21 protein-coding genes are annotated in these 20,627 nt (G+C 41.0%); 13 read left to right on the top strand and 8 right to left on the bottom strand.

All coding sequences use genetic code 11. The annotated features are described in order from the left end of the window. Window positions 1-12 precede the first annotated feature (12 nt). The 4 genes from BMX69_RS17340 to BMX69_RS17325 are packed head-to-tail and all read left to right on the top strand — an operon-like array spanning window position 13 to window position 4,596. Window positions 13-1,416, top strand: coding sequence for a type 2 periplasmic-binding domain-containing protein (locus BMX69_RS17340; RefSeq protein ID WP_100043044.1), 1,404 nt, complete (start codon window positions 13-15; stop codon window positions 1,414-1,416). Window positions 1,417-1,470: 54 nt separating this feature from the next. Next, complete coding sequence (locus tag BMX69_RS17335) at window positions 1,471-2,403, top strand: carbohydrate ABC transporter permease (RefSeq protein ID WP_100043043.1); 933 nt, start codon at window positions 1,471-1,473, stop codon at window positions 2,401-2,403. Continuing rightward, window positions 2,403-3,242 carry a carbohydrate ABC transporter permease gene (locus BMX69_RS17330; protein WP_100043042.1) on the top strand — a complete coding sequence of 280 codons (840 nt, stop codon included), beginning with the start codon at window positions 2,403-2,405 and terminating at the stop codon, window positions 3,240-3,242. Before BMX69_RS17335 ends, BMX69_RS17330 begins: the two co-directional genes overlap by 1 nt. A 4-nt stretch (window positions 3,243-3,246) precedes the next feature. After that, a complete protein-coding gene (locus tag BMX69_RS17325; RefSeq protein WP_100043041.1) occupies window positions 3,247-4,596 on the top strand; it encodes a GH1 family beta-glucosidase in 1,350 nt (449 codons plus the stop codon). A gap of 100 nt (window positions 4,597-4,696) precedes the next feature. Here the strand turns inward: BMX69_RS17325 and BMX69_RS17320 are convergent, their stop codons facing one another. The 3 genes from BMX69_RS17320 to BMX69_RS17310 all read right to left on the bottom strand — a co-directional run bounded on the left by BMX69_RS17320 (window position 4,697) and on the right by BMX69_RS17310 (window position 7,104). Beyond that, on the bottom strand, window positions 4,697-5,410 hold the full coding sequence (locus tag BMX69_RS17320) for a hypothetical protein (protein WP_054790191.1): 714 nt from the start codon (window positions 5,408-5,410) through the stop codon (window positions 4,697-4,699). Between the two features lie 320 nt (window positions 5,411-5,730). Further along, window positions 5,731-6,600 carry a zinc ribbon domain-containing protein gene (locus BMX69_RS17315; protein ID WP_100043040.1) on the bottom strand — a complete coding sequence of 290 codons (870 nt, stop codon included), beginning with the start codon at window positions 6,598-6,600 and terminating at the stop codon, window positions 5,731-5,733. Window positions 6,601-6,612: 12 nt separating this feature from the next. After that, entirely contained in the window at window positions 6,613-7,104 is a 492-nt protein-coding gene (locus BMX69_RS17310) for a zinc ribbon domain-containing protein (protein ID WP_100043039.1), read from the bottom strand. 465 nt (window positions 7,105-7,569) lie between these two features. Between BMX69_RS17310 and BMX69_RS24930 the strand changes: the two genes are divergently transcribed. Further along, window positions 7,570-8,004 carry a hypothetical protein gene (locus tag BMX69_RS24930; protein WP_100043038.1) on the top strand — a complete coding sequence of 145 codons (435 nt, stop codon included), beginning with the start codon at window positions 7,570-7,572 and terminating at the stop codon, window positions 8,002-8,004. A gap of 295 nt (window positions 8,005-8,299) precedes the next feature. Further along, window positions 8,300-9,340 (top strand): fibronectin type III domain-containing protein, encoded by a 1,041-nt coding sequence (locus BMX69_RS17300; RefSeq protein WP_100043037.1) that lies wholly within the window; start codon window positions 8,300-8,302, stop codon window positions 9,338-9,340. A 340-nt stretch (window positions 9,341-9,680) separates the two neighbouring features. Here the strand turns inward: BMX69_RS17300 and BMX69_RS17295 are convergent, their stop codons facing one another. Both BMX69_RS17295 and BMX69_RS17290 read right to left on the bottom strand, forming a co-directional pair. Further along, the gene (locus tag BMX69_RS17295) at window positions 9,681-10,034 is read right to left on the bottom strand and encodes a hypothetical protein (protein WP_054790195.1); all 354 of its coding nucleotides are present in this window, start codon (window positions 10,032-10,034) and stop codon (window positions 9,681-9,683) included. Between the two features lie 240 nt (window positions 10,035-10,274). Further along, complete coding sequence (locus BMX69_RS17290) at window positions 10,275-10,736, bottom strand: cupin domain-containing protein (protein ID WP_054790196.1); 462 nt, start codon at window positions 10,734-10,736, stop codon at window positions 10,275-10,277. Between the two features lie 311 nt (window positions 10,737-11,047). On the opposite strand from BMX69_RS17290, the gene BMX69_RS17285 reads away from it, so the two are divergent. Together BMX69_RS17285 and BMX69_RS17280 are read left to right on the top strand one after the other, a co-directional pair. Next, window positions 11,048-11,584, top strand: coding sequence for a hypothetical protein (locus tag BMX69_RS17285; protein ID WP_100043036.1), 537 nt, complete (start codon window positions 11,048-11,050; stop codon window positions 11,582-11,584). Between the two features lie 18 nt (window positions 11,585-11,602). Then, window positions 11,603-12,298, top strand: coding sequence for a class I SAM-dependent methyltransferase (locus BMX69_RS17280; RefSeq protein WP_100043035.1), 696 nt, complete (start codon window positions 11,603-11,605; stop codon window positions 12,296-12,298). A gap of 263 nt (window positions 12,299-12,561) precedes the next feature. On the opposite strand, the gene BMX69_RS17275 is transcribed toward BMX69_RS17280, so the two are convergent. Next, window positions 12,562-13,131: a DUF4489 domain-containing protein gene (locus BMX69_RS17275; protein WP_054790200.1), complete on the bottom strand. Its 570-nt coding sequence runs from the start codon at window positions 13,129-13,131 to the stop codon at window positions 12,562-12,564. A gap of 221 nt (window positions 13,132-13,352) precedes the next feature. Between BMX69_RS17275 and BMX69_RS17270 the strand changes: the two genes are divergently transcribed. After that, window positions 13,353-13,883, top strand: a complete 531-nt coding sequence (locus tag BMX69_RS17270) for an HD domain-containing protein (RefSeq protein ID WP_025230080.1) — start codon at window positions 13,353-13,355, stop codon at window positions 13,881-13,883. 78 nt (window positions 13,884-13,961) lie between these two features. Here the strand turns inward: BMX69_RS17270 and BMX69_RS17265 are convergent, their stop codons facing one another. Further along, complete coding sequence (locus BMX69_RS17265) at window positions 13,962-14,435, bottom strand: methylglyoxal synthase (protein ID WP_025230079.1); 474 nt, start codon at window positions 14,433-14,435, stop codon at window positions 13,962-13,964. Window positions 14,436-14,487: 52 nt separating this feature from the next. Beyond that, the gene (locus BMX69_RS17260) at window positions 14,488-15,687 is read right to left on the bottom strand and encodes a BTAD domain-containing putative transcriptional regulator (protein WP_025230078.1); all 1,200 of its coding nucleotides are present in this window, start codon (window positions 15,685-15,687) and stop codon (window positions 14,488-14,490) included. A 146-nt stretch (window positions 15,688-15,833) separates the two neighbouring features. Between BMX69_RS17260 and srtB the strand changes: the two genes are divergently transcribed. The 4 genes from srtB to BMX69_RS17240 all read left to right on the top strand — a co-directional run bounded on the left by srtB (window position 15,834) and on the right by BMX69_RS17240 (window position 20,622). Continuing rightward, window positions 15,834-16,601 carry a class B sortase gene (gene srtB, locus BMX69_RS17255; protein ID WP_100043034.1) on the top strand — a complete coding sequence of 256 codons (768 nt, stop codon included), beginning with the start codon at window positions 15,834-15,836 and terminating at the stop codon, window positions 16,599-16,601. Window positions 16,602-16,665: 64 nt separating this feature from the next. Continuing rightward, window positions 16,666-18,021 (top strand): phosphoglucosamine mutase, encoded by a 1,356-nt coding sequence (glmM, locus tag BMX69_RS17250; protein WP_054790280.1) that lies wholly within the window; start codon window positions 16,666-16,668, stop codon window positions 18,019-18,021. A gap of 158 nt (window positions 18,022-18,179) precedes the next feature. Continuing rightward, window positions 18,180-19,472: a 5-bromo-4-chloroindolyl phosphate hydrolysis family protein gene (locus tag BMX69_RS17245; RefSeq protein WP_100043033.1), complete on the top strand. Its 1,293-nt coding sequence runs from the start codon at window positions 18,180-18,182 to the stop codon at window positions 19,470-19,472. After that, a complete protein-coding gene (locus BMX69_RS17240; protein ID WP_100043032.1) occupies window positions 19,465-20,622 on the top strand; it encodes a toxic anion resistance protein in 1,158 nt (385 codons plus the stop codon). Before BMX69_RS17245 ends, BMX69_RS17240 begins: the two co-directional genes overlap by 8 nt. Window positions 20,623-20,627 lie beyond the last annotated feature (5 nt).

Raw genomic sequence — 20,627 nt, 5'->3', positions numbered from 1 at the left:
GGAGAGGGTAATATGAGGAAGAAAGTAGTAAGCGGATTGTTGTGTGCTGCAATGGCAGCATCACTGATTGGAGGCTGCAGTTCCAAGAGCGCTCAAAGTACTCAGAGCGGAAGTGGAACTACTGAGGCCACCAGTAAGGAGGCAGCAGAAGAAAAGGGGGCTGACAGTACAGAGGGGAAAGTTGTCAATATCTATGTCTGGAATGATGAATTCAAGGCAAGATATGAGGATTATTATGCTTCTAAGCTGCCAGAAGGGTATACGGTTAACTTTATAACAACCCCCAGTGAAAACAATGCGTATCAGAATGCTCTTGATGAGGCTCTGTTAAATCAGGCGGATGCAAAAGCGGATGACAAAGTTGATATGTTTCTGGTAGAGGCGGATTATATTTTGAAATATGTGAATTCCGACAGTACCACTGATTTAAAGGATATCGGCATCACGGATCAGGATATGTCCAAACAATATAACTATACCAAGGAGATCGCCCAGGATGCAAACGGTGCGCAGAAGGGAATTTCCTGGCAGGGCTGCCCTGGACTCTATATTTACCGCCGTTCCATTGCAAAGGCTGTGCTTGGAACCGACGATCCGGCAGAAGTCCAGAAGGCAATCAATGATTGGGATTCCTTTGATAAGACTGCGGAAAAGATGAAAGAAAAAGGGTATTATATGGTATCCGGTTTTGATGATACCTATCGTACCTTTTCCAATAATGTTTCCGCTCCCTGGGTTGATGGAACTAAGGTTGTCATTGATCCTAACATGAAAAAGTGGGTGGAGCAGACAAAAGATTATACGGATAAGGGATATAACCAGAAGACCATCCTTTGGGCAGCAGAATGGGCTGCCGGCCAAGGACCGGAAGGAAAAGTATTCGGCTATTTCATGCCTGCATGGGGTGTGGACTTCGTTATGGCAGGAAACTCCCTTGAGAAAGCAGAAGCGGATGGTGGAAAACAGGAAGTGGGAAATGGCTGCTATGGTGACTGGGCGGCAACTATTGGCCCGGAGTCCTATAACTGGGGCGGAACCTGGATTTGTGCTGCCAACGGAACCGATAATGCCGATATTGTAGCGGACATTATGAGAACCATTTGCTGTGATGATGCAACGATGAAAAAGATCGTAGAAGAAAAGAATGACTTTGTCAATAACAAGACAGTTATGGAAGAATTGGCAAAGAGTGATTATAAGTCCCAATTCCTCGGAGGGCAGAATCCGCTTCAGATGTACTGCGATGCAGCTGAAAAAATTGATATGAGTAAAATCTCTCCTTATGACCAGGGCCTTAATGAAGAATTCCAGACTGCAATGCATGATTACTTTAATGGGGCTGTTGACAAAGATACGGCACTGAAGAATTTTTACACCGCAATTACTGAAAAGTACCCGGAATTAAAGACAGAATAGTTGTGAGCTGCAGGGCGGGGATTTCCCGTCCTGTATAAAACAGGAGGTTTTGCAATGGTAAAAGAAAAGAAGGCAAAGACCAGAAAAAAAATCAGCTATGCGAAATGGGGATATATTTTTCTGATACCGTTTTTTGCCACTTATTTGATATTCTCCTTTATCCCCCTGGTAAATACTTTTTATAACAGCCTGTTTGAAAATTATCGTTCCGGATTGACGCAGATCGGTCCTAACTTTGTAGGACTGCAAAATTACGTATCTATTTTTCAAAGTGACTTATTTAAGTATCTGGGAAATACCATGATTCTTTGGATCATCGGCTTTATTCCCCAGATTATCATTTCTTTGATTTTGGCAGTCTGGTTTTCGGATTTTAAGTTAAGGTTAAAAGGAAGCACTTTCTTTAAGACCATTATCTATATGCCAAATGTCATAATGGCGGCTTCTTTTGCCATGCTGTTTTTTGCTCTGTTCTCCGATGACGGCCCTATGAATAACCTGCTTATAAACCTGGGGATTTTAAACAGCCCTTTCCGCTTTCTGGCAACCGTTTGGGGAACCAGGGGTCTGGTAGGGCTCATGAACTTTATGATGTGGTTTGGAAACACAACGATTCTTTTAATGGCTGCGATTCTTGGTGTGGATGCATCTTTATTTGAAGCGGCTTCCATTGACGGAGCAAAATCTCTGCAGATATTCACAAAGATAACCATGCCCACCATTAAGCCTATTTTTATTTATGTCCTGATCACTTCTCTGATCGGCGGTTTGCAGATGTTTGATGTACCTCAGGTACTGACAAATGCAAAGGGGAGTCCGGACAGAACCAGTACTACACTGATTATGTTTTTGAATAACCATCTCTACAGTAAGAATTATGGCATGGCAGGTGCCTTATCGGTAATACTCTTTGTCATTACGGCAGCACTCAGTCTGGTGGTATTCTTTGTACTGACCGGTGCAGGGAAAAAGAGAGGAGGAAAGTAATGGGCAAGTCGATGAATATAAAGAAGGCCGTTGCGTATGTATTTTTGTCACTTTTGGCGTTTTTATGCCTCTTCTTCTTTTATTGCCTGATCATAAATGCAACCAGGTCTCATCCAGAGATTTCAAAGGGATTTTCCTTTATTCCGGGTAAGTCCTTTGGTTCCAATTTGTATAACGTACTTCATAATAAGAATCTTCCGGTCGTATACGGGATCGTCAACAGTCTTCTGATAGCCGGAAGCTCTGCGGCGCTTGCGGTATATGTTTCAGCTCTGACTGCTTATGCCATTCATGCTTATGAATTCCGGCTGCGAAATGTGGCTTATCTGTTTATCGTTTTAATTATGATGATTCCCAATCAGGTAACGACCCTTGGTTTTTTAAGACTGATCAGCAAAATGGGGCTTATGGACAGTTTTGTCCCCCTTATCCTTCCTTCCATGGCTGCTCCGGTGGTGTTTTATTTCATGGTTTCCTATTTTGAGAGCAATCTTCCCCTTGAGATCATTGAATCGGCAAGAATCGATGGTTCCCATGAATTCTACACCTTTAATGCGATTGTAATTCCCATTGTCAAGCCGGCACTTGCGGTACAGGGGATCTTTGCATTCGTGGCTTCCTGGAATAATTACTTTGTACCCTCTTTGGTGCTGAAATCCAATGCCAAAAAGACATTGCCGATTCTGATTGCACAGCTTCGGAGTGCGGATTTCCTGAAGTTTGATATGGGGCAGGTTTATATGCTGATTACCATAGCAATTGTACCGGTAGCGATTATTTATTTATGCTTATCTAAATTTATTATCGGTGGTGTGACTGCCGGCAGTGTGAAAGGATAAAGAGATGAATTTCAAAAAAGACTTTATATGGGGGACTGCGACTTCCTCGTATCAGATCGAGGGAGGCGCACAGGAAGATGGCAAAGGTAAGTCCATCTGGGATGTATTTGCCCGGGAGGAGGGAAGGATCTTTGAAGGACATACCGGAGAATTGGCATGTGATCATTACCACCGCATGAAAGAGGATGTAGCTCTGCTTGGAGAATTGGGAGTGAAAGCGTATAGGTTCTCTATTTCCTGGCCCAGGATTTTTCCTAAGGGCTGTGGTTCGTTAAATGAAAAAGGATTAAAGTTTTATTCCGATTTAGTGGATGAATTGCTGAAATACGGAATCACTCCTTATGTAACCCTGTATCACTGGGATTATCCCAATGAACTGGAGATGCAGGGCGGCTGGCTGAATCCGGAAAGTCCGGAATGGTTTGCCTCTTACACGGAAGCCGTGGCAAAAGCGTTGGGAGACCGTGTAAAGCATTTCTTTACGTTCAATGAACCTCAGATATTTACCTGGCTTGGATATGACAAATGCATTCATGCTCCCGGGATCAAATACCCGGTGGAGAGAATGCTTATCATGTGCCGTCATATTGCGCTGGCTCATGGAAGGGCGGTACAGGAGATAAGAAAATGGGTACCGGACAGTAGGGTTGGTTATGCGCCTACCTGCGGTAATGCCTATTGGCCTGTTGATGAAACGGATGAACTGATCGATGCCGCCAGAAGGCTTCAGAATTCCTTTGGGAAAGAAGATTGGATTTACTCCTCCGCATTCTGGAATGAACTGCTTTTAAAAGGAACATTTCATGACAAATGCAAAGAGCTGTTTGGGCCTCTGCTTCCGGTTATAACGGAAGAAGAACAAAAACTCATTAGCCAGCCTCTGGATTTTTGCGGGATGAACCTATATCAGGGAACCTCAGTCAGCCATGATAATCAGGGAAAGATTTTGCTTGGAAAGCTTCCGGCCGGACATGGAAAGACCGGAATGGGGTGGCCGATTACGCCAAAGGCCATGTACTGGGCGGTCCGCGATTTTTATGAGACCTATCGGCTACCTGTGATTATTACGGAAAATGGTATGTCTGCTCTTGATGTGGTTTCCCTGGATGGTGACGTTCATGACCCTGGCCGGATTGATTACCTTAAGCGTTATCTGACAGAGCTGGAGCGGGCAATTGCTGATGGTGCGGATGTCACCGGGTATTTCCTTTGGAGTTTTTTAGATAACTTTGAATGGGAAAAGGGGTACGACGACAGATTCGGAATTGTTTTTGTAGATTATGAAACCCAGACCAGGATTCCCAAGGACAGTTTTTATTGGTACCAGGATTTAATAAAGGAAACAATTCAATAAAGGAAACAATTCAATAATGATACGAATAAAGTGCGGTTCCACATATTCAGGAACTGCACTTTATTTGTTTTCTTCCTATTTACTTATCATACGGTATAGCTTAAGATTCTGTCTGAACCTCAGTCTGTCCGTCTGGTGCTTCCTCTTCTTCAATGCTTTCGCCCTGGGGGGTAATGGTTACATGAAGCTCATTGCCGATATTGTCTTTGGCAGTGATGTTTAAATTGTCCTTTATAAGCTCAAAGGTTACACGGCCTGTACTCCGGTCTATGGACATGGGAGCAATATCCTGGTTGTCCTCATCACAGGCGGAAATGGAGGAATAATCCACGCCGGACTGGCTGTCTTCCAAACGGAAGGAAAGAATTCCGTTTTCAACTACATTATCCTTAATGACTGGAGGTGTGTCATCTAAAACATCCACCTGTTCATCTATAACGGTCTTCATTTTGTTAAAGCATGTAAGCTTTACTGTAAGCGTTCCGTTGCTTTTAAGGACTGCAGAATAGGTCTTAAGGCCTGTTTTGGTTATCTCAACGGGTGAACCGTTTAAAGACACCTCCATGCTATTCACGGGAAGCAGGGATTTGATCTTAAGCTCCATAGTTGTGGATATATAATCGCTGCTTTCACCGATTGTAATCTCGCCCTTAGGTCTGGAAGTTACCAGAAAAAAGATCAGGCCATTAATAACGATGAAAGGGAGCACATAAAACAGAAGGACCGATAGAAAACCGTTTTTCCCCGCATCATTTCTATTGCCGGAGCGCGTTTTTCTGCGGTTTGGTCTGATTTGATTGTTATATTGGTTCATACTGATTCCTTTTCCTCCTGATGGTTTTTACGCCTATAAGCATATCAGAAAATGATGGATCTTACAAGATTATCTATCAAATCGTAATAATTTAATTTATTCTTACAGAATGCTGCTTTTATGCGTGTTTCATCGGTATCACTTTTTCATTTGACTGCATTTTGACTGCATTGCAGTAATCATTAAGTTTGTCCACCTGCACATCCGTGTAGCCGAAATGAGTATAGGTATCAAGAGTGGTTTTAATGTCATCATGACCTAAGATATACTGAGCCTGTTTAATGTCTATTCGGGCGGTTTTTTGATATTAAATTATACTATTATTTTGATTCAGATTCGGATTCAGGAGCTATCATATTCATTGCTTCCTCGTCGCTGAAACCAGAGGCAGTTAAAAATTGTAAACGTGCACTTACAACTTGGATTGCATAATTTTGAGAATTTTCCATACTAGCTTTCGCATTAGATAAATCTTTTATATTCTGTTTATCAACATATTTTTTTGTTGATGAAGCTATTGACTGCATATTGAGAATATAATCTTTTGCAGCATTCTTATATTCTTTTATACCATCACATTTTATAGTATCAATATTATTCCAATAAATTCTAAAATTGTTTTCAGCAGTTTTGCTCGCATCATATAAATCTACCATTGATACACCATCGGCGCTCATAATTTGAGCTAGTTTATTATAATCGGATTCGGCAGACAACATAATATCATATACCTGTTTATCTGCTTCGGAAGCCTTTTCTCGATTATCAACTGTAGCAACCTCTGATTCAGAGGTGTTTATTTCCTCAGATTCATCCACTTTTGATTCTACGGTTTCTACTTTAGTATTGTTGGATGAAGTTTTGCTGGATGAGTTTGCGTTTCCTCCTATTGCAGTAATAAGACCAATTGCGAAAAAGGCAGTAATAATAATTCTTATAGGTTTATTAAATTTTTTGTATTTCCACATTAAAAAAAGGCCAACAGGAAAAAAGCAACAAAACGTCATGAAAATGATAAACCATGTCTTTGAAAAAACAGATTCTTTTTCTTGTCCAATAGGTGCATTATCCAAGTCAACACCATTTAAAATAGTTGTAGATTGGTCATTTTTTATTACAGGTTCTGATGGCTCTCCACAATTGGGACAGAACTTCCCATTAAATTCAGTTCCACATTTTTTACAAAACATTTTCATATCCCCTTAAACTTTAAATTTTTTACCACATTTCAAACACGTTACTTGCACTTTTTTAGCACCGACATTTCCTGCAACAAGCCCTATTGGTCCTACTAAGGCAGCTCCTATGACTGCTTTACCAATTCCGAAGCCTTTTTTATTTCCAGATAGTGAAGTAGAGCCGCATCGTGGACATTTGGCCATGGAAGTATATTGTTCCCTTTGAAGTTGAAGCTGTTCTTGCTGAGCTTTTAATGACAATGCTTGCATTTTAATTTGAACTTGTTGCATTTGCAGCTCATTTTGTACCCTTTTTTCTGCTATAGCAGTTTCAGTAAGCGGTGTACGGCAGTTTGTGCAGTAATTTGAACTGTTTGAATTAAAAGTACCACAATTAGGACATTTAGCTGTATCTGCTATTAATGTCTCAGAGGCCAACATTTCAAGTTTTTTACCACATGAAGAGCAGTAAATGCTGTCGTCAGAAATTGTAGTATCGCAGTGTGGACATTTCATATTTTACCCCCCCTTTTTTCTTTTGTTCAATTTATTAAAAAGCCTTAGGCTATTTTAATCTATTATCATATTACATGATTAATTCTATAGAATCGGCTTATTTTTTACTAAAATCATCATTGGCAAAATGTAAAAGAGCGTGCTGGTATGCGAGCATTTGCCGCTCTTGGTTCAGTCTTGAATTTATTATAATAGTAAAAATCCCATCACTATTTGAGACCACTTATTCCACAACTCCATTGTCCATATCTAAAAGGTATACCCCAAACGCCTCTGTAAGCAATGGATTATTTATTCATATCAACACCCTTTATCATTATGTTTTTCTTCCTGCTGTTTCAGAGACTGCATAAAGTCTATGTGTGCTTTTAGTTTTTTTGGTATTAAACAAGGATTCTTGTAAAATTTTCCATTTTAGTATATATTAATATTATAGAATTTACAATTAGTGAATGGAGAGAAAATATGAAAAAAGCAAAATTATTAATTGCATCTGCTATTATTTCCATGGTTTTGAGTATAACAGCCTTTGCAGGGGAATGGAAGCAAAATACCAGTGGCTGGTGGTACCAAAATGATGATGGAAGTTATTCTCAAAATGCGTGGTTGCAGGATAATGAAAAGTGGTATCACTTTGATGCTAATGGATATATGCAAACAGGCTGGTTAGATCTATCATCAACCTGGTATTATTTGAATCAAAGCGGAGAAATGCAAACATCTCCAATTTATTTGGATGATATTACCTATAATTTTAACAAAGATGGAGCTTGTATCAATCGCTGGGAAGGATTAGAAGATGTTCATCATTATGATAAATCTACTGGCACATGGAAGAATGTTGGAGCCGAAATGGCAGAGTTAGATATAATCAATCGACTTACTGGACCTATTAATTAGTTTTTAGTATGATTAAAATCTATAAAATTTATTTGATTAACCTAGGCCGGAGACAATATTTGTCTCTGGCTTTTACTTACAAAAAATTGCTATTTAGTAGAGGTAAAATATAAAGTTTTTATGCATTTGAATCATACGTATCTGGGGTGCAGTTCATAGGGAAATTTTATGTTGGCAACATGCCAGATTATTATAGATGCTGTAAAGGATTGGCTACTAATATCAATGAAGTTGACAATTCATAACATTATGGTATAACCTATACTTATTAAATATATAAAGGGGAAAACTAAAGATGAGTAAAAAAAGAAAAACGGGTATATTAGGATTGTTATTATTTTGTTTATTTTTATTAACCAGTCCTATAACTGCACATGCTGCTGTATTAGGGCAGGTGCTATCATCTCCTGAAGCTGGTTGGAGAAGATATGATAATTTGAATGCATACTTTCATTACCAAGGCACATGGAGTTCAATTAATAATGGTTCTAAGGCATATTATGCGGGAGAAATGACACAAACTAATTTAGATAGCAATGGAGATGCGGTTAAATTTAAGTTTAAAGGTTCTAAATTAAGGATAATTCAACAGATTTATATAACTAGATCAGAAATGATTCAGGTAAAAATTGATGATAAAATTGTGGGAACATATAGTTTGTACCATCCAACGCTTTCAACAGACCAATGCTTAGTTTATGAAATAGATAATCTGACAGATGGCGTACATTATGTTGAATTGTCTAATTTAAATATTGAAAAACGCTTTTGCTTTGATGCTATCGATATAGACTCTACGGGTGAGTTACTCCCTTATGATAGAGATGAAACACCATCAAACCTAAAGGCTATTGGTGGAGTTTCTAAAGTTGACTTAACCTGGAGCGCTGTGACCAATGCAACAAGCTATAAAATTAAACGTTCCACGACAGCAGGAGGCCCATACACAACAATAGCAGCTAGTGTGACAGGTACTACTTATACTGACACGGACGTTACCAGTGGAACTACTTACTACTACGTAGTAGTTGCTATTGTCAATGGTAATGAGAGCTGGAATTCTAATGAAGCCTCAGCTGCTCCAGTAGCTCCAGAGGAACCATCTGGCAATCGGGCTCTTCTTGTAATTACTATGGTAACTGGTGAGCGCAAGGAATATGAAATGACCATGGATAAAATTACTGACTTCATTGCATGGTATAATAGCAAAGCAGCATCGACTCCAACCTATATAATAGAAAAGAATTACAACAAAGCTTCGTTCATAAGCCGCAAGGATTACATTGCATACGATCAGATTTCTAATTTTGAAGTAAATGAATACAACGAGCAATAAAGTTACTCAGGCAAACAGGGTTTTAAAATAGGCGGGTATCCGGAATTTGAAGTGAACCCGCCATATTAATAGAATCATATCATTTTTTGACTGCATATTGACTGTAGGCCCCCTTGGTTTGACTGTTTTTAGGTGGTAGTAGTAGGTGAGGATAAGTGCCTCAAGAGTCTCGTTTTTAAACGAAAAATTATAGTTTTATGAGGAGCAATAAAATAAGTACTATCAAATCGTAATATTTTAATTTATTCTTACAGAATGCTGCGTTTATGCGCGTTTCAGCGGTATTTCCCCGGAAAAGCTACCGGGGAAACCTCAAACACCATCAATAGAAGGTAAGAATTTAATCCTTAAATACAATTGTATAATAAAGAATTATTTGTTTGTTACCACAAGGGCATGTACAGCCTAAAAAAACTGTACTTTCCTGGTTAAAACAAAAACCAAAAATGTGTCCGAAAAGGTTGATTAAGAACAAGAAAAAGTTCAGTTCTTTTTCTAACTCACATGTGCTGCAATAAGTGAAAACCTGAGCATACCACATTTTACATGGTCTACGATCACAACATCTGGGGATGTCCCAATCAATTTTAAATTTATTTCTGAGTATTTCAATTTTTTCATCATCTGATTTTCCTTCTATAGCTTCTAATACTTCTTCCTTCAATTCTTCTAATGCCATTTCCTGTAATTTCATAAAAACATTGCGCCCCCTTTTATATTTACTTACAATATAATAATATTCGATATAAATATTTTTGACACAAGCCCTGCTTATACCCTTTGGATTGTGATGATCGTGTAAGGACTGCGAGGGTGTTTATACATACCCGAAGGCCACTATCTGCTCCTCTGCCTGTCCGATACCGGTGCTGGTTTACATTGAAGCAGAGCCGGCAGGATCGGGGAAATCCTGCCGGCTGTTTGAAAATATTGTTTAAGAGTTGTTCTGTGAGGTAGGTTCAGAAGCTCTTGTCCTCTGAACCGTGTTCCATGCATAATTAGGAGGGGCATAGAACGATGATATTTTAAGTGGGGTATTGCCGATATTAATGATGTTATGCCATATACCGGCAGGTACTAATATAACATAATTAGAAAATGCAAGATACTGTCCGTACATTGAGAGTTGAGTTTCCCCTAGCTGAACTAAGCCTAGACCATCTTCTATACGTAAAATCTGGTCGTGATCAGTGTGGACTTCCATACCAATGCTCCCATGGACAGGAATGCTCATGAGAGTGACCTGTAAATAGGTTGCCGTCCATAAAGTCGAACGGAAATTATCGTTTTGCTGTGCTGCCTTATTGAGATCAATAACTAAAGAGTTCGGTCCATAGTCATAGGGGAAAGTTGGCGTATTTGCAGCATCACGATTTGAGTTTTCTGAATTAGACATGCACTTAGTCACCTTTTATATATTCTATACTAATATATGTGACATAAATATCACTGCTATTAAAAATCATGAATTTCAGAAAAAAGAATATACGGATTTACTTGGATCTGCCTTACATTATTCATACGGACCAGGAAACAGTACCGGCATGACTGCGGATTTATATTGATGATGCAATTAGCTCATGGTAAAATTAAGGAAAAAAGGCAATAAAGGCAATAAAGGCATAAAGGCATAAAGGCATGTAGGGGGGATTTTATGAAATTATATTCAGATTTGATAGGTACTGATCGTTGGTTGTATTCTTTTCTATGAACGAGCCGATAAAAGGAAATGAACTTACCTTTTTTTCTTATCCTGATGGCAATAGCTACACCCCATATGAATTAGAATATGGAATTTATTATGAGCATATTATTTTTATTGAAGGTATTATTTACTTCATTAGGGCGGATTTTAATATAGATCAAGTTTATATAATCAGATATATACCGGATAAGAATGTTTTAACAGAAATTGCTCATTTTGATATGAAAGATCTGAATTTATACAATATAAGGCTTGCTAAATACCCATTGATGCTTATTAGTGTTGATCATGAGTGTATCGTGTATTATCCTGAGAAATTAACAATAAAAATGGAGGCCAGAGATAGCTTTATTGTTAGAGATGGGGATGCTTTTTATTTTAATCGATGGGTAGAAGAAGGCATTGATGAAAATGATAATGTAACATCAGATTATAAATATTATGACAACATAGTGAAAGTCAGTAAATCGGGAGAAGTTCTATCGATAGAAAAAGGTAACTTAAGTGAAATGCCAAATGGAGAAATGTGGATTTTATAAAAGGGGAGGCTTAATCTTGTGAGAAATCAGTTGAAGTTAGTTGCAGAGTCTTATGACAAAGCTATTGATTTAGGACGAAGAGGCATTGACTTGTACAAAGAACTTCCAGAATACATTACAAGTGATCCCAATTATCTTTTATTTCAAAAAATGCAGATGGATGGAATGCTTTCTGATAGTGGCTGGCAAGAAATTATAGATTATTTATCGCCAGCTATAGATATGAAATTTATTGATCTTGGGTGTTGCCTAAACTTAATGTTTCGCGGCTATGATAATTGGCCATCCACATATTATGGGGTTGATATAAGCAGCAAAACCATTCAGTTACTAAACGGGTTTGTTGAAAAGCATCATTTGACTATCGGTTCTTTAAATTGCGGCAGTATGCATGAAACGCCATATGATACAAACTTTTTTGACATAGGATCATGTATTGGTTCCCTCGAATATTTTAAAAAAGACTTTATTGAAAAAGCTATTATGGAAGCCCATCGTATCTTGAAGCCTTATGGGAAGTTTGTCCTTGATGTTCCGGACCTAGGAAGTCCTGAGTTTCAAATTACAATGATGATAGAGGATTATTTAGGCAGAACAGATCAATTTGATATGCCATCTCAGGAATTTGAAGATATGTTAAGCAATTACTTTGTAATCGTGAATAAAGAAAAAGTAGGGCCTATGATTCAATATTTCTTGAGTTGTAAAAAGTAATAGAGAGGTTTGCAATATCCGATAAAACGACACTTATCCACAATATTGTGGAAACAATTGTGGATTGAGTGTTAATATCTGAAAATACGACACTAAACTGCAAATTATTACATGCTGAAGCTTTTGGTTATACACATTTGGAAAGCGAGGCAGTAGAAGGTGATCTTGCGCATAAACCAGATGGGTCATAAGTAAAAGGCGAGTATCCAGATAGTATGGATTTACTCGCCATCTTTTATTATTTATTAATGGGAATTTTCTTATTATTTACATGCACGATCAACAATGACAGCAGCAAGAGATGAATTATTAATAGTGGTTATACCTATTGTAGCTGCGCCAACTGGAGTAACTACTACGCGATAGTTACAGCATTCATCACAGGTTGTATCACAATCACATACAGAGAATGAGAAGGTATTAGTAAAGCCACCACCTTCAGAAAATTCAACCGGGGGTGAAAATGTCCAAATTGGTCCTACTGGAATAGGTGCCATTTGATTGCCGCATTGTTTAAAAATCTGGAAGTTAAGAACTAAAGTTGCAGAGATAGCAATGATGTTACTTGCAAATTCTAATTGAATACATGGGTGGTTCATGCATTTTGTATCCACATTTACAGTAGCTAATGTAAATGTAACTCCGGCAGGGGTATCGACAGGAATTGTTACAGTTCCTGTTGATGTACCGCATCTTAAGGATGTTCTATTAGGTTTTAAAGCTCTTTGGATTCTCTCAGATTTACAAACGCATTTTCGTACGCTGCATTTTTGATCACAATCACAACATGTTACTCTATTATCAAATCCATCACTATATTCATTGGCATTCATAAATAATCCTCCTTATCCTAATCTTACATTTTAAAGAATTTATCTATATCTTTATAGTCTATTATATTCCAAAGCCGATTCTTAGTGATTTTAGCCCTGAGGCTGATGATGAATATATAGATATGGGAAAAGGGCAGCCTAGTGAAATATGCTCTGTTAAATCGGAATTATTTGTGTTAATATAGTAAGGAGGTTTTAGAAAGATCAAAAGGAGACTCAGTATGGTCGAGAAGGCTGTTGCATTTGCAACCAAGTCCCACGAGGGGACCTTTCGGAAAGGGACGAAGATTCCCTACATCGTCCATCCCTTAGAGACGGCAGTCATCGTTGCGTTGATGGTAACGGATGAAGAGCTGATCTGCGCCGCACTATTACATGATGTGGTGGAGGATACGGGTGTTACGGAGGAAGAGCTTAAGGAAAAGTTCGGACTTCGGGTGGCTGAACTGGTTATGGAAGAAACAGAAGACAAAACGAAGTGCTGGAAGGAACGCAAATGCGCGACACTTGATCATTTAGAAAAGGCTTCCAGAGAAAGCAAGATCCTTGTTCTGGCGGACAAGCTGAGCAATCTAAGAACCACCGCAAGAGACTATTTTTTAGTGGGAGATGACCTTTGGCAGCGCTTTAACGAAAAAAACAAGTCAGAACACGCCTGGTATTACAAGGGAGTCGCTAAACGCCTTACAGGTCTTGAAGAGTTTCCAGCTTATCAGGAATATATAAAATTGTGTGAAAGAGTTTTTGAATAGAATATGGACAGATACAGAAAAAAGGCAGGGCTAAATTTTAAAAAGCTCTGCCTTCTGTTGATCCTTATGTCAGGACCCTTAAAGGGTTTTTGCCCGGTCCGCAATGTTTTTGTGAAAGTTGATGACCTGATGCTCGTAGGTCTCTTCCATGAGCGGCGAGGTGATGATGAAATCTGCGGTTGCCCTGGTGTTGGCAATGGGAATATCGTAAACCTGGGCAATACGTAAAAGTGCTTTCACATCCGGGTCGTGAGGCTGTGCGGTGAGAGGGTCGGAAAAGAAGATGACCAGGTCGACTCTTCCTTCCACAATCTTTGCGCCGATCTGCTGGTCACCACCCAAGGGGCCGCTGTTGTAGCCCTTTACGGGAAGTCCTGTCTGATCCGTGATCATCCGTGCCGTTGTTCCGGTGCCGCAGAGAGTATGCTTTTCCAGAGCCGATTTATGCTCCTTGCACCATTCGATCAATGCGTGCTTTTCGTTGTCATGAGCAATTAGTGCGATGCTTTTTTTCTTTTCCAATGTGAATGTAATAAAGTCATTTGATAACATCCGGTTCCTCCTGTGAGCAGCAGCTTCCTGTATGTATCTTTAGCCATAAGGCTTAGTTTGGAATGATACTCTGCAATGAATAAGTAATGGAAAGATCTTTTCTTGAATATTCTTTTTTGAAGTTCTGAATAATGCGCTTTAACACCAGCTCGCCGTTTTCATAGGTTGCCGTGGGAAGAAGCAATAGGTATTGGCTTACACTGTAGCGGCAAAAGATATCTCCTCTGCGCAGGGATTTACGGATAGATTCTCCAAGCTCATCCATCGCCCTTGTCTGAACCGCAGGCTTTAAAAGCTCTCCCTTTAGATTGCTGATGGTCAGAAGGCATAAGAAGATGGAGTCACCGGTTCGCTGGATCGCCCTTGTTTCTAGCTGATAGATGTCCCGGAACACAGAGGGTTCACAACTAAAGGCCCCGCTGTTCGTGCCGCCCTCTGAAAGAATCTCCTGTATGGTGCTAAGATCCATGGTAATTCCATGCTTCTTATCACTGATAAGCTTGTATAGGTCCTTAAATCGAATGGACGGAGTGATGGCAAATTCGTTATAGAACATGTCAGTCACATGATGGTAATGTTCCATAGCCATTAGCTGGTTGCCGCTTTGGTACAGTGCATAGACCAGGTAATAATGAGCTTCTTCGCTATAGGAATCGATGGCAATGGCCTGTTGGCATACATCGATGATGGTGGGATAATCCTTTCTTTTCTCCAGAAGGAATAAAGTTTTTTGGATCAGTTTTTGATAAAGGGTGTGATAATAAGTGTGGATCGGTACCACCCAGGATTCCCACTCTGATTTTGGAAGAAAGTTTCCCTTGTACAGGGCAAAGGCCTCCAGACAAAGGGCTAAACGGTCATCCTCGGAAAGGCCATGGGCCTCTAATTGGGCGCACAAGTCCTCAAACTGGTCGGTATCGCAGACCGTTATAAGGTCTTTCGTCCAGCCGTAAGCTTTACGGTTCTGGAAAACCAGCTCCTGTGTGGGATATCCCAGAGGCTCTAAAAGTTTGCGTACACGGAACATTAAGGTCTTTAAGGCTCCTGCCGGGTTATTGCTGGCTTCATCTTTCCAAAACAGATCAATAAGTTCTTCTACCGGAATATCCCGACCTCGAAACGTAATAAGATATTCTAAAAGGCTCCAGGGTTTTTTTGCTTGATTATTCTGGTCTACGATCGTCCTGTCCCCCATGGATATGGAGAATCCTCCCAGCATATTTACATGAACGATAGATTCTTGGTTTTTCATATAATGTCTCCATATTAACATTTTCTTTTTTTAGTATATAGAAAAAAAGTGGAAAAGTCTAGCATTGCTTATAAAAGATTGTGATTTTTGTTAAAATACGGTATACTTAGGGAGGAAAAAAATCATTTTAGAAAGCAGGAATGAGCATGAAAAGCAAAAAATTGGCCTTTGGCGTTCTTATCATAGCCGTTATTTTTCTGGCTGTGGGTGTAGGAAAGCTCTATTCTGATTTTAAAACAAGAGATCATGCCGAACAGCAGTATGAAAGCCTTGCGGAGCTTGCAAGGGAGACTACGGCCGGGGAAACTAAGGCCAGTATCCCGGAAGCAGAAACAAGCGCTGCTTATGTTTCCCCTATTGATTTTGAGAAACTGGGTAAAATCAATCCGGATATCGTGGGCTGGATCAGGATTGAAGGCACGGCCATCGACTACCCCATTGTGCAGACGGATAACAATGAAACTTATCTGGATACGGATTTTGAGGGCAAGAAGAGCGTAGCCGGTGCCATTTACCTTGATTATGAAAGCGAACCTGACTTTTCCGGCCGGCATAACATAATATACGGGCATCACATGAAGAACGGATCGATGTTTAAGGACATCATAAAGTACAAGGATGAGGCTTTTTTTAAGGAACATCAGGATATTTATATTTTTACGCCGGAGAGGGAATACCATTTGAGGCCCATCACCGCACTTTATACGGATGCCTCCCCCATCCGCAGGAAGACCGTGTTTGAAACAGACGAAAGCTTTCAGGCATATGTGGAGGAGATGACAAAGGACGGCCTGTTTCTTCAGAAGCCGGAAGAACCGGTGAGACAGCTTTGGTCTTTTGTAACCTGCAGCTATGAGTTTAACGATGCAAGAACCATTCTATACGCCTGTGAGGTACCTAAGGGCGATAATTAGAGGGTTATTAGCATACATACTGTTCTGTATGATCTGCAGACTGATGAAAGGAAGATATGATTATATGGGAAAATATTTTGGAACAGATGGCTTCCGCGGGGAAGCAAATGTGACGCTTACAGTGGAGGATGCCTATAAAGTGGGCCGTTTCTTAGGCTGGTACTATGGGCAGAAGAATCCGGATGAAGTATGCAGGATTGTCATAGGTAAAGATACAAGACGCAGCAGCTACATGTTTGAATATTCTCTGGTGGCGGGCCTTACCGCATCCGGAGCTGATGCATACCTGCTTCATGTTACCACAACTCCAAGCGTATCTTATGTAGTGCGCACGGAAGGATTTTCCTGCGGAATCATGATTTCCGCCAGCCATAATCCTTACTATGATAACGGAATAAAAGTAATTAACGAAAAGGGTGAGAAGCTGGAAGAGAGCGTGACCCTGGAAATTGAAAAGTATCTGGATGGAGAGACGGTCGATCTGCCTATGGCAAAACGCGATAAGATCGGCCGTACCGTAGACTTTGCCGCAGGAAGAAACCGTTATATCGGCTATTTGATTTCCACAGCTACCAGATCCTTTAAGAATAAAAAGGTGGCCCTGGACTGTGCAAACGGCAGCGCTTCCGCTATTGCCAAGAATGTTTTTGATGCCTTGGGAGCTGAAACCCATGTGATCAGCAATGAACCCAACGGCCTAAACATCAATACAGGATGCGGTTCCACTCACATCGGGCAGCTAATGAAATTTGTTAAAGAAGTGGGAGCCGATGTGGGCTTTGCCTATGACGGGGATGCAGACCGGTGTATTGCGGTGGATGAGAACGGTGAAGTGGTGGATGGAGATGCCATTCTGTACATTTGCGGCAAGTATATGAAGGAACAAGGAACCCTTAAGAATAATAAGGTGGTGACCACCATCATGTCAAACTTCGGTCTATACAAGGCCTTTGAGCGGGAAGGCATTGAGTTTGAGAAAACGGCGGTAGGCGATAAGTATGTATATGAAAATATGTCAGCAAACGGAAATTGTCTGGGCGGGGAGCAGTCCGGCCATATAATTTTCAGTAAGCATGCTACCACGGGAGACGGTATCTTAACTTCCTTAAAGGTGATGGAAGTCATTCTGGAAAAGAAGGAGAGCCTTGGGAAACTGGTTTCCGAGCTTGAGATCTATCCCCAGGTACTTAAAAATGTCCGTGTCCATGATAAGACGGCGGCCCAGGATGATGAGGCGGTTAAGGCTGAAGTGGAAAAGGTTGCGGAAAGCCTTGGAAACAGTGGAAGGATCCTTCTTCGCCAGTCCGGAACAGAGCCTGTGGTACGGGTCATGGTAGAGGCCGCTGATCTGGATACCTGTGAGAAATATGTGGATCAGGTCATAGAAGTAATGAAAGAAAAAGGCCATCTGCTTTCCTAGCAGCTTGTTAAAAGAATAGAAAGTGATCCAAAGTCCGGTGAAGCTTCCGGTTTTGGTAGCTTTCTATTTTTTTGCAGGTATGCGTAATTGTAAATCAGGACAATTCATGATATGATTAAGGTCTGATGCAACAAATTGTTTTTGGGAGACCAGGAAATATGGATAATAAAGAATTTTCAAATTTAGGAGACCAGATCAGGGATTCGGTGCAGAATGCTATTGATTCCATGGATTTTAACCAGCTGAACAGAACCATATCCGATACGGTTAATTCTGCCCTGGAGGAAGCCAGGAGCCAGCTGATTAAGGGGACGGAGTTTAGGAAGAACATACCGCCCGGAAGCTTTAGCAGCCAAAGAACTGAAAAAACAGAGACATACCAGAAGACGGAGTGGAGCGGAGCATCGGTACAAAGAGAGAGCCGTGAAGAAGGACCTGGGTACCGGGCGTTTCAGACCAGCCGGGATGTTTTAAAAAGAACCGGTGACGGACAAGGGGAACTGGCGCAGTTAAACCAGACAGGCCGTGTATCAGGTATTTTGTATACGGTGTTTGGGAGCATTGGCATTGGTATAATCCTGATTCTTCTTTTAGTTGTATGGATTGTGGCTCTGGTGGTGAAGCCGGTTATCTGGGCTGTGGCAGGTGCAACCTTAATCTTGCTTCTGTTAGGCGGCGTATCCGGTTTTATGCTTCGTGCAGGAATCGGCATCCGGGACAGGTTAAAGAGAGCCAGAATTTATGCGAAACAGTCAGGTAAGCGGATGTACTGCAGCATTGAGGAACTGGCAGGAAACATTGGAAGATCCCGTGATTTTGTATTAAAGGACGTCCAAAAGATGATCAAGCTTGGAATTTTCAAACAGGCATATCTGGATGAGCAAAAGACCTGCCTGATCTTAAGTGAAAATACCTACAGGCAGTATCTGGAATGCCAGAAGGCCCTTAAGGAAAGGGAACTGGAAGAAGCCAGAGAAAAAGAAAAGGAAGAGACTCCTTCAGAGGAAATAAAGCAGATGATGGCCGACGGCCAGAACTATTTAAGGATATTGCGGGAGGCCAACGATGCCATACCGGGGGAAGTGATTTCCCAGAAGATTTCAAGCCTTGAACATGTGATCCGCAGGATATTTGAATCGGTTTCCAAACATCCCGGGCGGATCGGGGAGATGGAGCGTTTTATGGAATATTACCTTCCCACAACGGTAAAACTGGTAAATGCATACCGGGATTTTGACAGCGTGGGAACCCAGGGGGCCAATATTTCTTCCGCAAAGGCGGAGATAGAGAGAACTCTTGACACGATAAACCAGGCCTTTGAGCGGCTGCTTGATGATCTTTATCAGGATGCTGCCTTGGATGTTTCTACAGATGCATCGGTGATCCAGACGATGTTAAAAAAGGATGGCTGGGCCGAAAGTGATTTTACAGGAGGTATGAAGAATGAGTAAGGATATTGAAGAGATGTTAAAGGAAGCTCCGGAACTGACCCTGTCTCCTCTTGGGCCCGGGGGTATGGATGAAACTCAGCTGGTGCAGACAGAAAGCGTTCTTAAAGTGGTGGAGGAAGCACCGGCAGCTGATTTAACGCCGGAAGAAGAAAGACGAGTGGCTGACTTTGCAGAAAAGATCGATTTAAGGGATTCCAATCTGATTCTTCAGTACGGAGCCGGAGCCCAGAAAAAGATTGCCGATTTTTCGGAAGCAGCTCTTGATAATGTAAAGTCCAAGGATCTGGGGGAAGTGGGTCAGATCCTGTCAGAGGTGGTTGTCGAGCTTAAGAGCATCGAAGTGGAGGAAGAAGAAAAGGGCCTTTTCGGCTTCTTCAAAAAGAGCGCAAACCGTGTGGAAGGCATTAAGGCAAAGTATGCAAAGGCAGAAACCAATGTAAACCAGATCTGCAAGGTCCTTCAAAACCATCAGATCCAGCTGTTAAAGGACATTGCCCTTCTGGATAAAATGTATGATTTAAATACCACGTATTTTAAAGAACTTACCATGTATATTATGGCCGGAAAGCGGAAGCTTGCCAGGGTACAGCAGGAAGAGCTGCCGGCACTTTTAGAGAGGGCGGCAAAAAGCGGACTTCCGGAAGATGCCCAGGCAGCCAATGACTTGTCTTCTATGCTGAACCGTTTTGAGAAGAAGCTTCATGACCTGGAGCTTACCCGCATGATATCCATTCAGATGGCGCCTCAGATCCGTCTAGTCCAGAACAATGACACCTTAATGACGGAAAAGATACAGTCCACCCTGGTGAATACCATTCCTCTTTGGAAGAGCCAGATGGTACTTGCCATCGGAATCAGCCATTCCGAGCAGGCGGCAAAGGCCCAGCGGGAAGTGACGGATATGACCAATGATCTTTTAAAGAAAAACGCAGAGGTATTAAAAACCGCAACCATTCAGACGGCAAAGGAATCAGAACGGGGAATCGTGGACATGGAGACACTTAAGAAGACCAATGAATCCCTGATAACAACTTTGGATGAAGTGGTACGGATCCAGGCGGATGGCAGGACAAAACGCCGGGAAGCAGAAGTGGAGTTAAGCCGGATGGAAGGGGAGCTTAAGTCCAAGCTTTTACAGCTTAGCAAATAGCAGGC

It is taken from the genome of Lacrimispora sphenoides JCM 1415 (assembly GCF_900105615.1).
Classification (GTDB): domain Bacteria; phylum Bacillota; class Clostridia; order Lachnospirales; family Lachnospiraceae; genus Lacrimispora; species Lacrimispora sphenoides.
The sequence above is the reverse complement of the archived record's forward strand: the minus strand, read 5'-3'. Positions and strand labels throughout refer to the sequence as shown.

Bases quoted from the DNA above. Each gene is read 5' to 3' on its own strand.
- BMX69_RS17340 (WP_100043044.1), top strand. From the start codon at position 13: ATGAGGAAGAAAGTAGTAAGCGGATTGTTGTGTGCTGCAATGGCAGCA.
- BMX69_RS17335 (WP_100043043.1), top strand. From the start codon at position 1,471: ATGGTAAAAGAAAAGAAGGCAAAGACCAGAAAAAAAATCAGCTATGCG.
- BMX69_RS17330 (WP_100043042.1), top strand. From the start codon at position 2,403: ATGGGCAAGTCGATGAATATAAAGAAGGCCGTTGCGTATGTATTTTTG.
- BMX69_RS17325 (WP_100043041.1), top strand. From the start codon at position 3,247: ATGAATTTCAAAAAAGACTTTATATGGGGGACTGCGACTTCCTCGTAT.
- BMX69_RS17320 (WP_054790191.1), bottom strand. From the start codon at position 5,410: ATGAACCAATATAACAATCAAATCAGACCAAACCGCAGAAAAACGCGC.
- BMX69_RS17315 (WP_100043040.1), bottom strand. From the start codon at position 6,600: ATGTTTTGTAAAAAATGTGGAACTGAATTTAATGGGAAGTTCTGTCCC.
- BMX69_RS17310 (WP_100043039.1), bottom strand. From the start codon at position 7,104: ATGAAATGTCCACACTGCGATACTACAATTTCTGACGACAGCATTTAC.
- BMX69_RS24930 (WP_100043038.1), top strand. From the start codon at position 7,570: ATGAAAAAAGCAAAATTATTAATTGCATCTGCTATTATTTCCATGGTT.
- BMX69_RS17300 (WP_100043037.1), top strand. From the start codon at position 8,300: ATGAGTAAAAAAAGAAAAACGGGTATATTAGGATTGTTATTATTTTGT.
- BMX69_RS17295 (WP_054790195.1), bottom strand. From the start codon at position 10,034: ATGAAATTACAGGAAATGGCATTAGAAGAATTGAAGGAAGAAGTATTA.
- BMX69_RS17290 (WP_054790196.1), bottom strand. From the start codon at position 10,736: ATGTCTAATTCAGAAAACTCAAATCGTGATGCTGCAAATACGCCAACT.
- BMX69_RS17285 (WP_100043036.1), top strand. From the start codon at position 11,048: ATGAACGAGCCGATAAAAGGAAATGAACTTACCTTTTTTTCTTATCCT.
- BMX69_RS17275 (WP_054790200.1), bottom strand. From the start codon at position 13,131: ATGAATGCCAATGAATATAGTGATGGATTTGATAATAGAGTAACATGT.
- BMX69_RS17270 (WP_025230080.1), top strand. From the start codon at position 13,353: ATGGTCGAGAAGGCTGTTGCATTTGCAACCAAGTCCCACGAGGGGACC.
- BMX69_RS17265 (WP_025230079.1), bottom strand. From the start codon at position 14,435: ATGTTATCAAATGACTTTATTACATTCACATTGGAAAAGAAAAAAAGC.
- BMX69_RS17260 (WP_025230078.1), bottom strand. From the start codon at position 15,687: ATGAAAAACCAAGAATCTATCGTTCATGTAAATATGCTGGGAGGATTC.
- srtB (WP_100043034.1), top strand. From the start codon at position 15,834: ATGAAAAGCAAAAAATTGGCCTTTGGCGTTCTTATCATAGCCGTTATT.
- glmM (WP_054790280.1), top strand. From the start codon at position 16,666: ATGGGAAAATATTTTGGAACAGATGGCTTCCGCGGGGAAGCAAATGTG.
- BMX69_RS17245 (WP_100043033.1), top strand. From the start codon at position 18,180: ATGGATAATAAAGAATTTTCAAATTTAGGAGACCAGATCAGGGATTCG.
- BMX69_RS17240 (WP_100043032.1), top strand. From the start codon at position 19,465: ATGAGTAAGGATATTGAAGAGATGTTAAAGGAAGCTCCGGAACTGACC.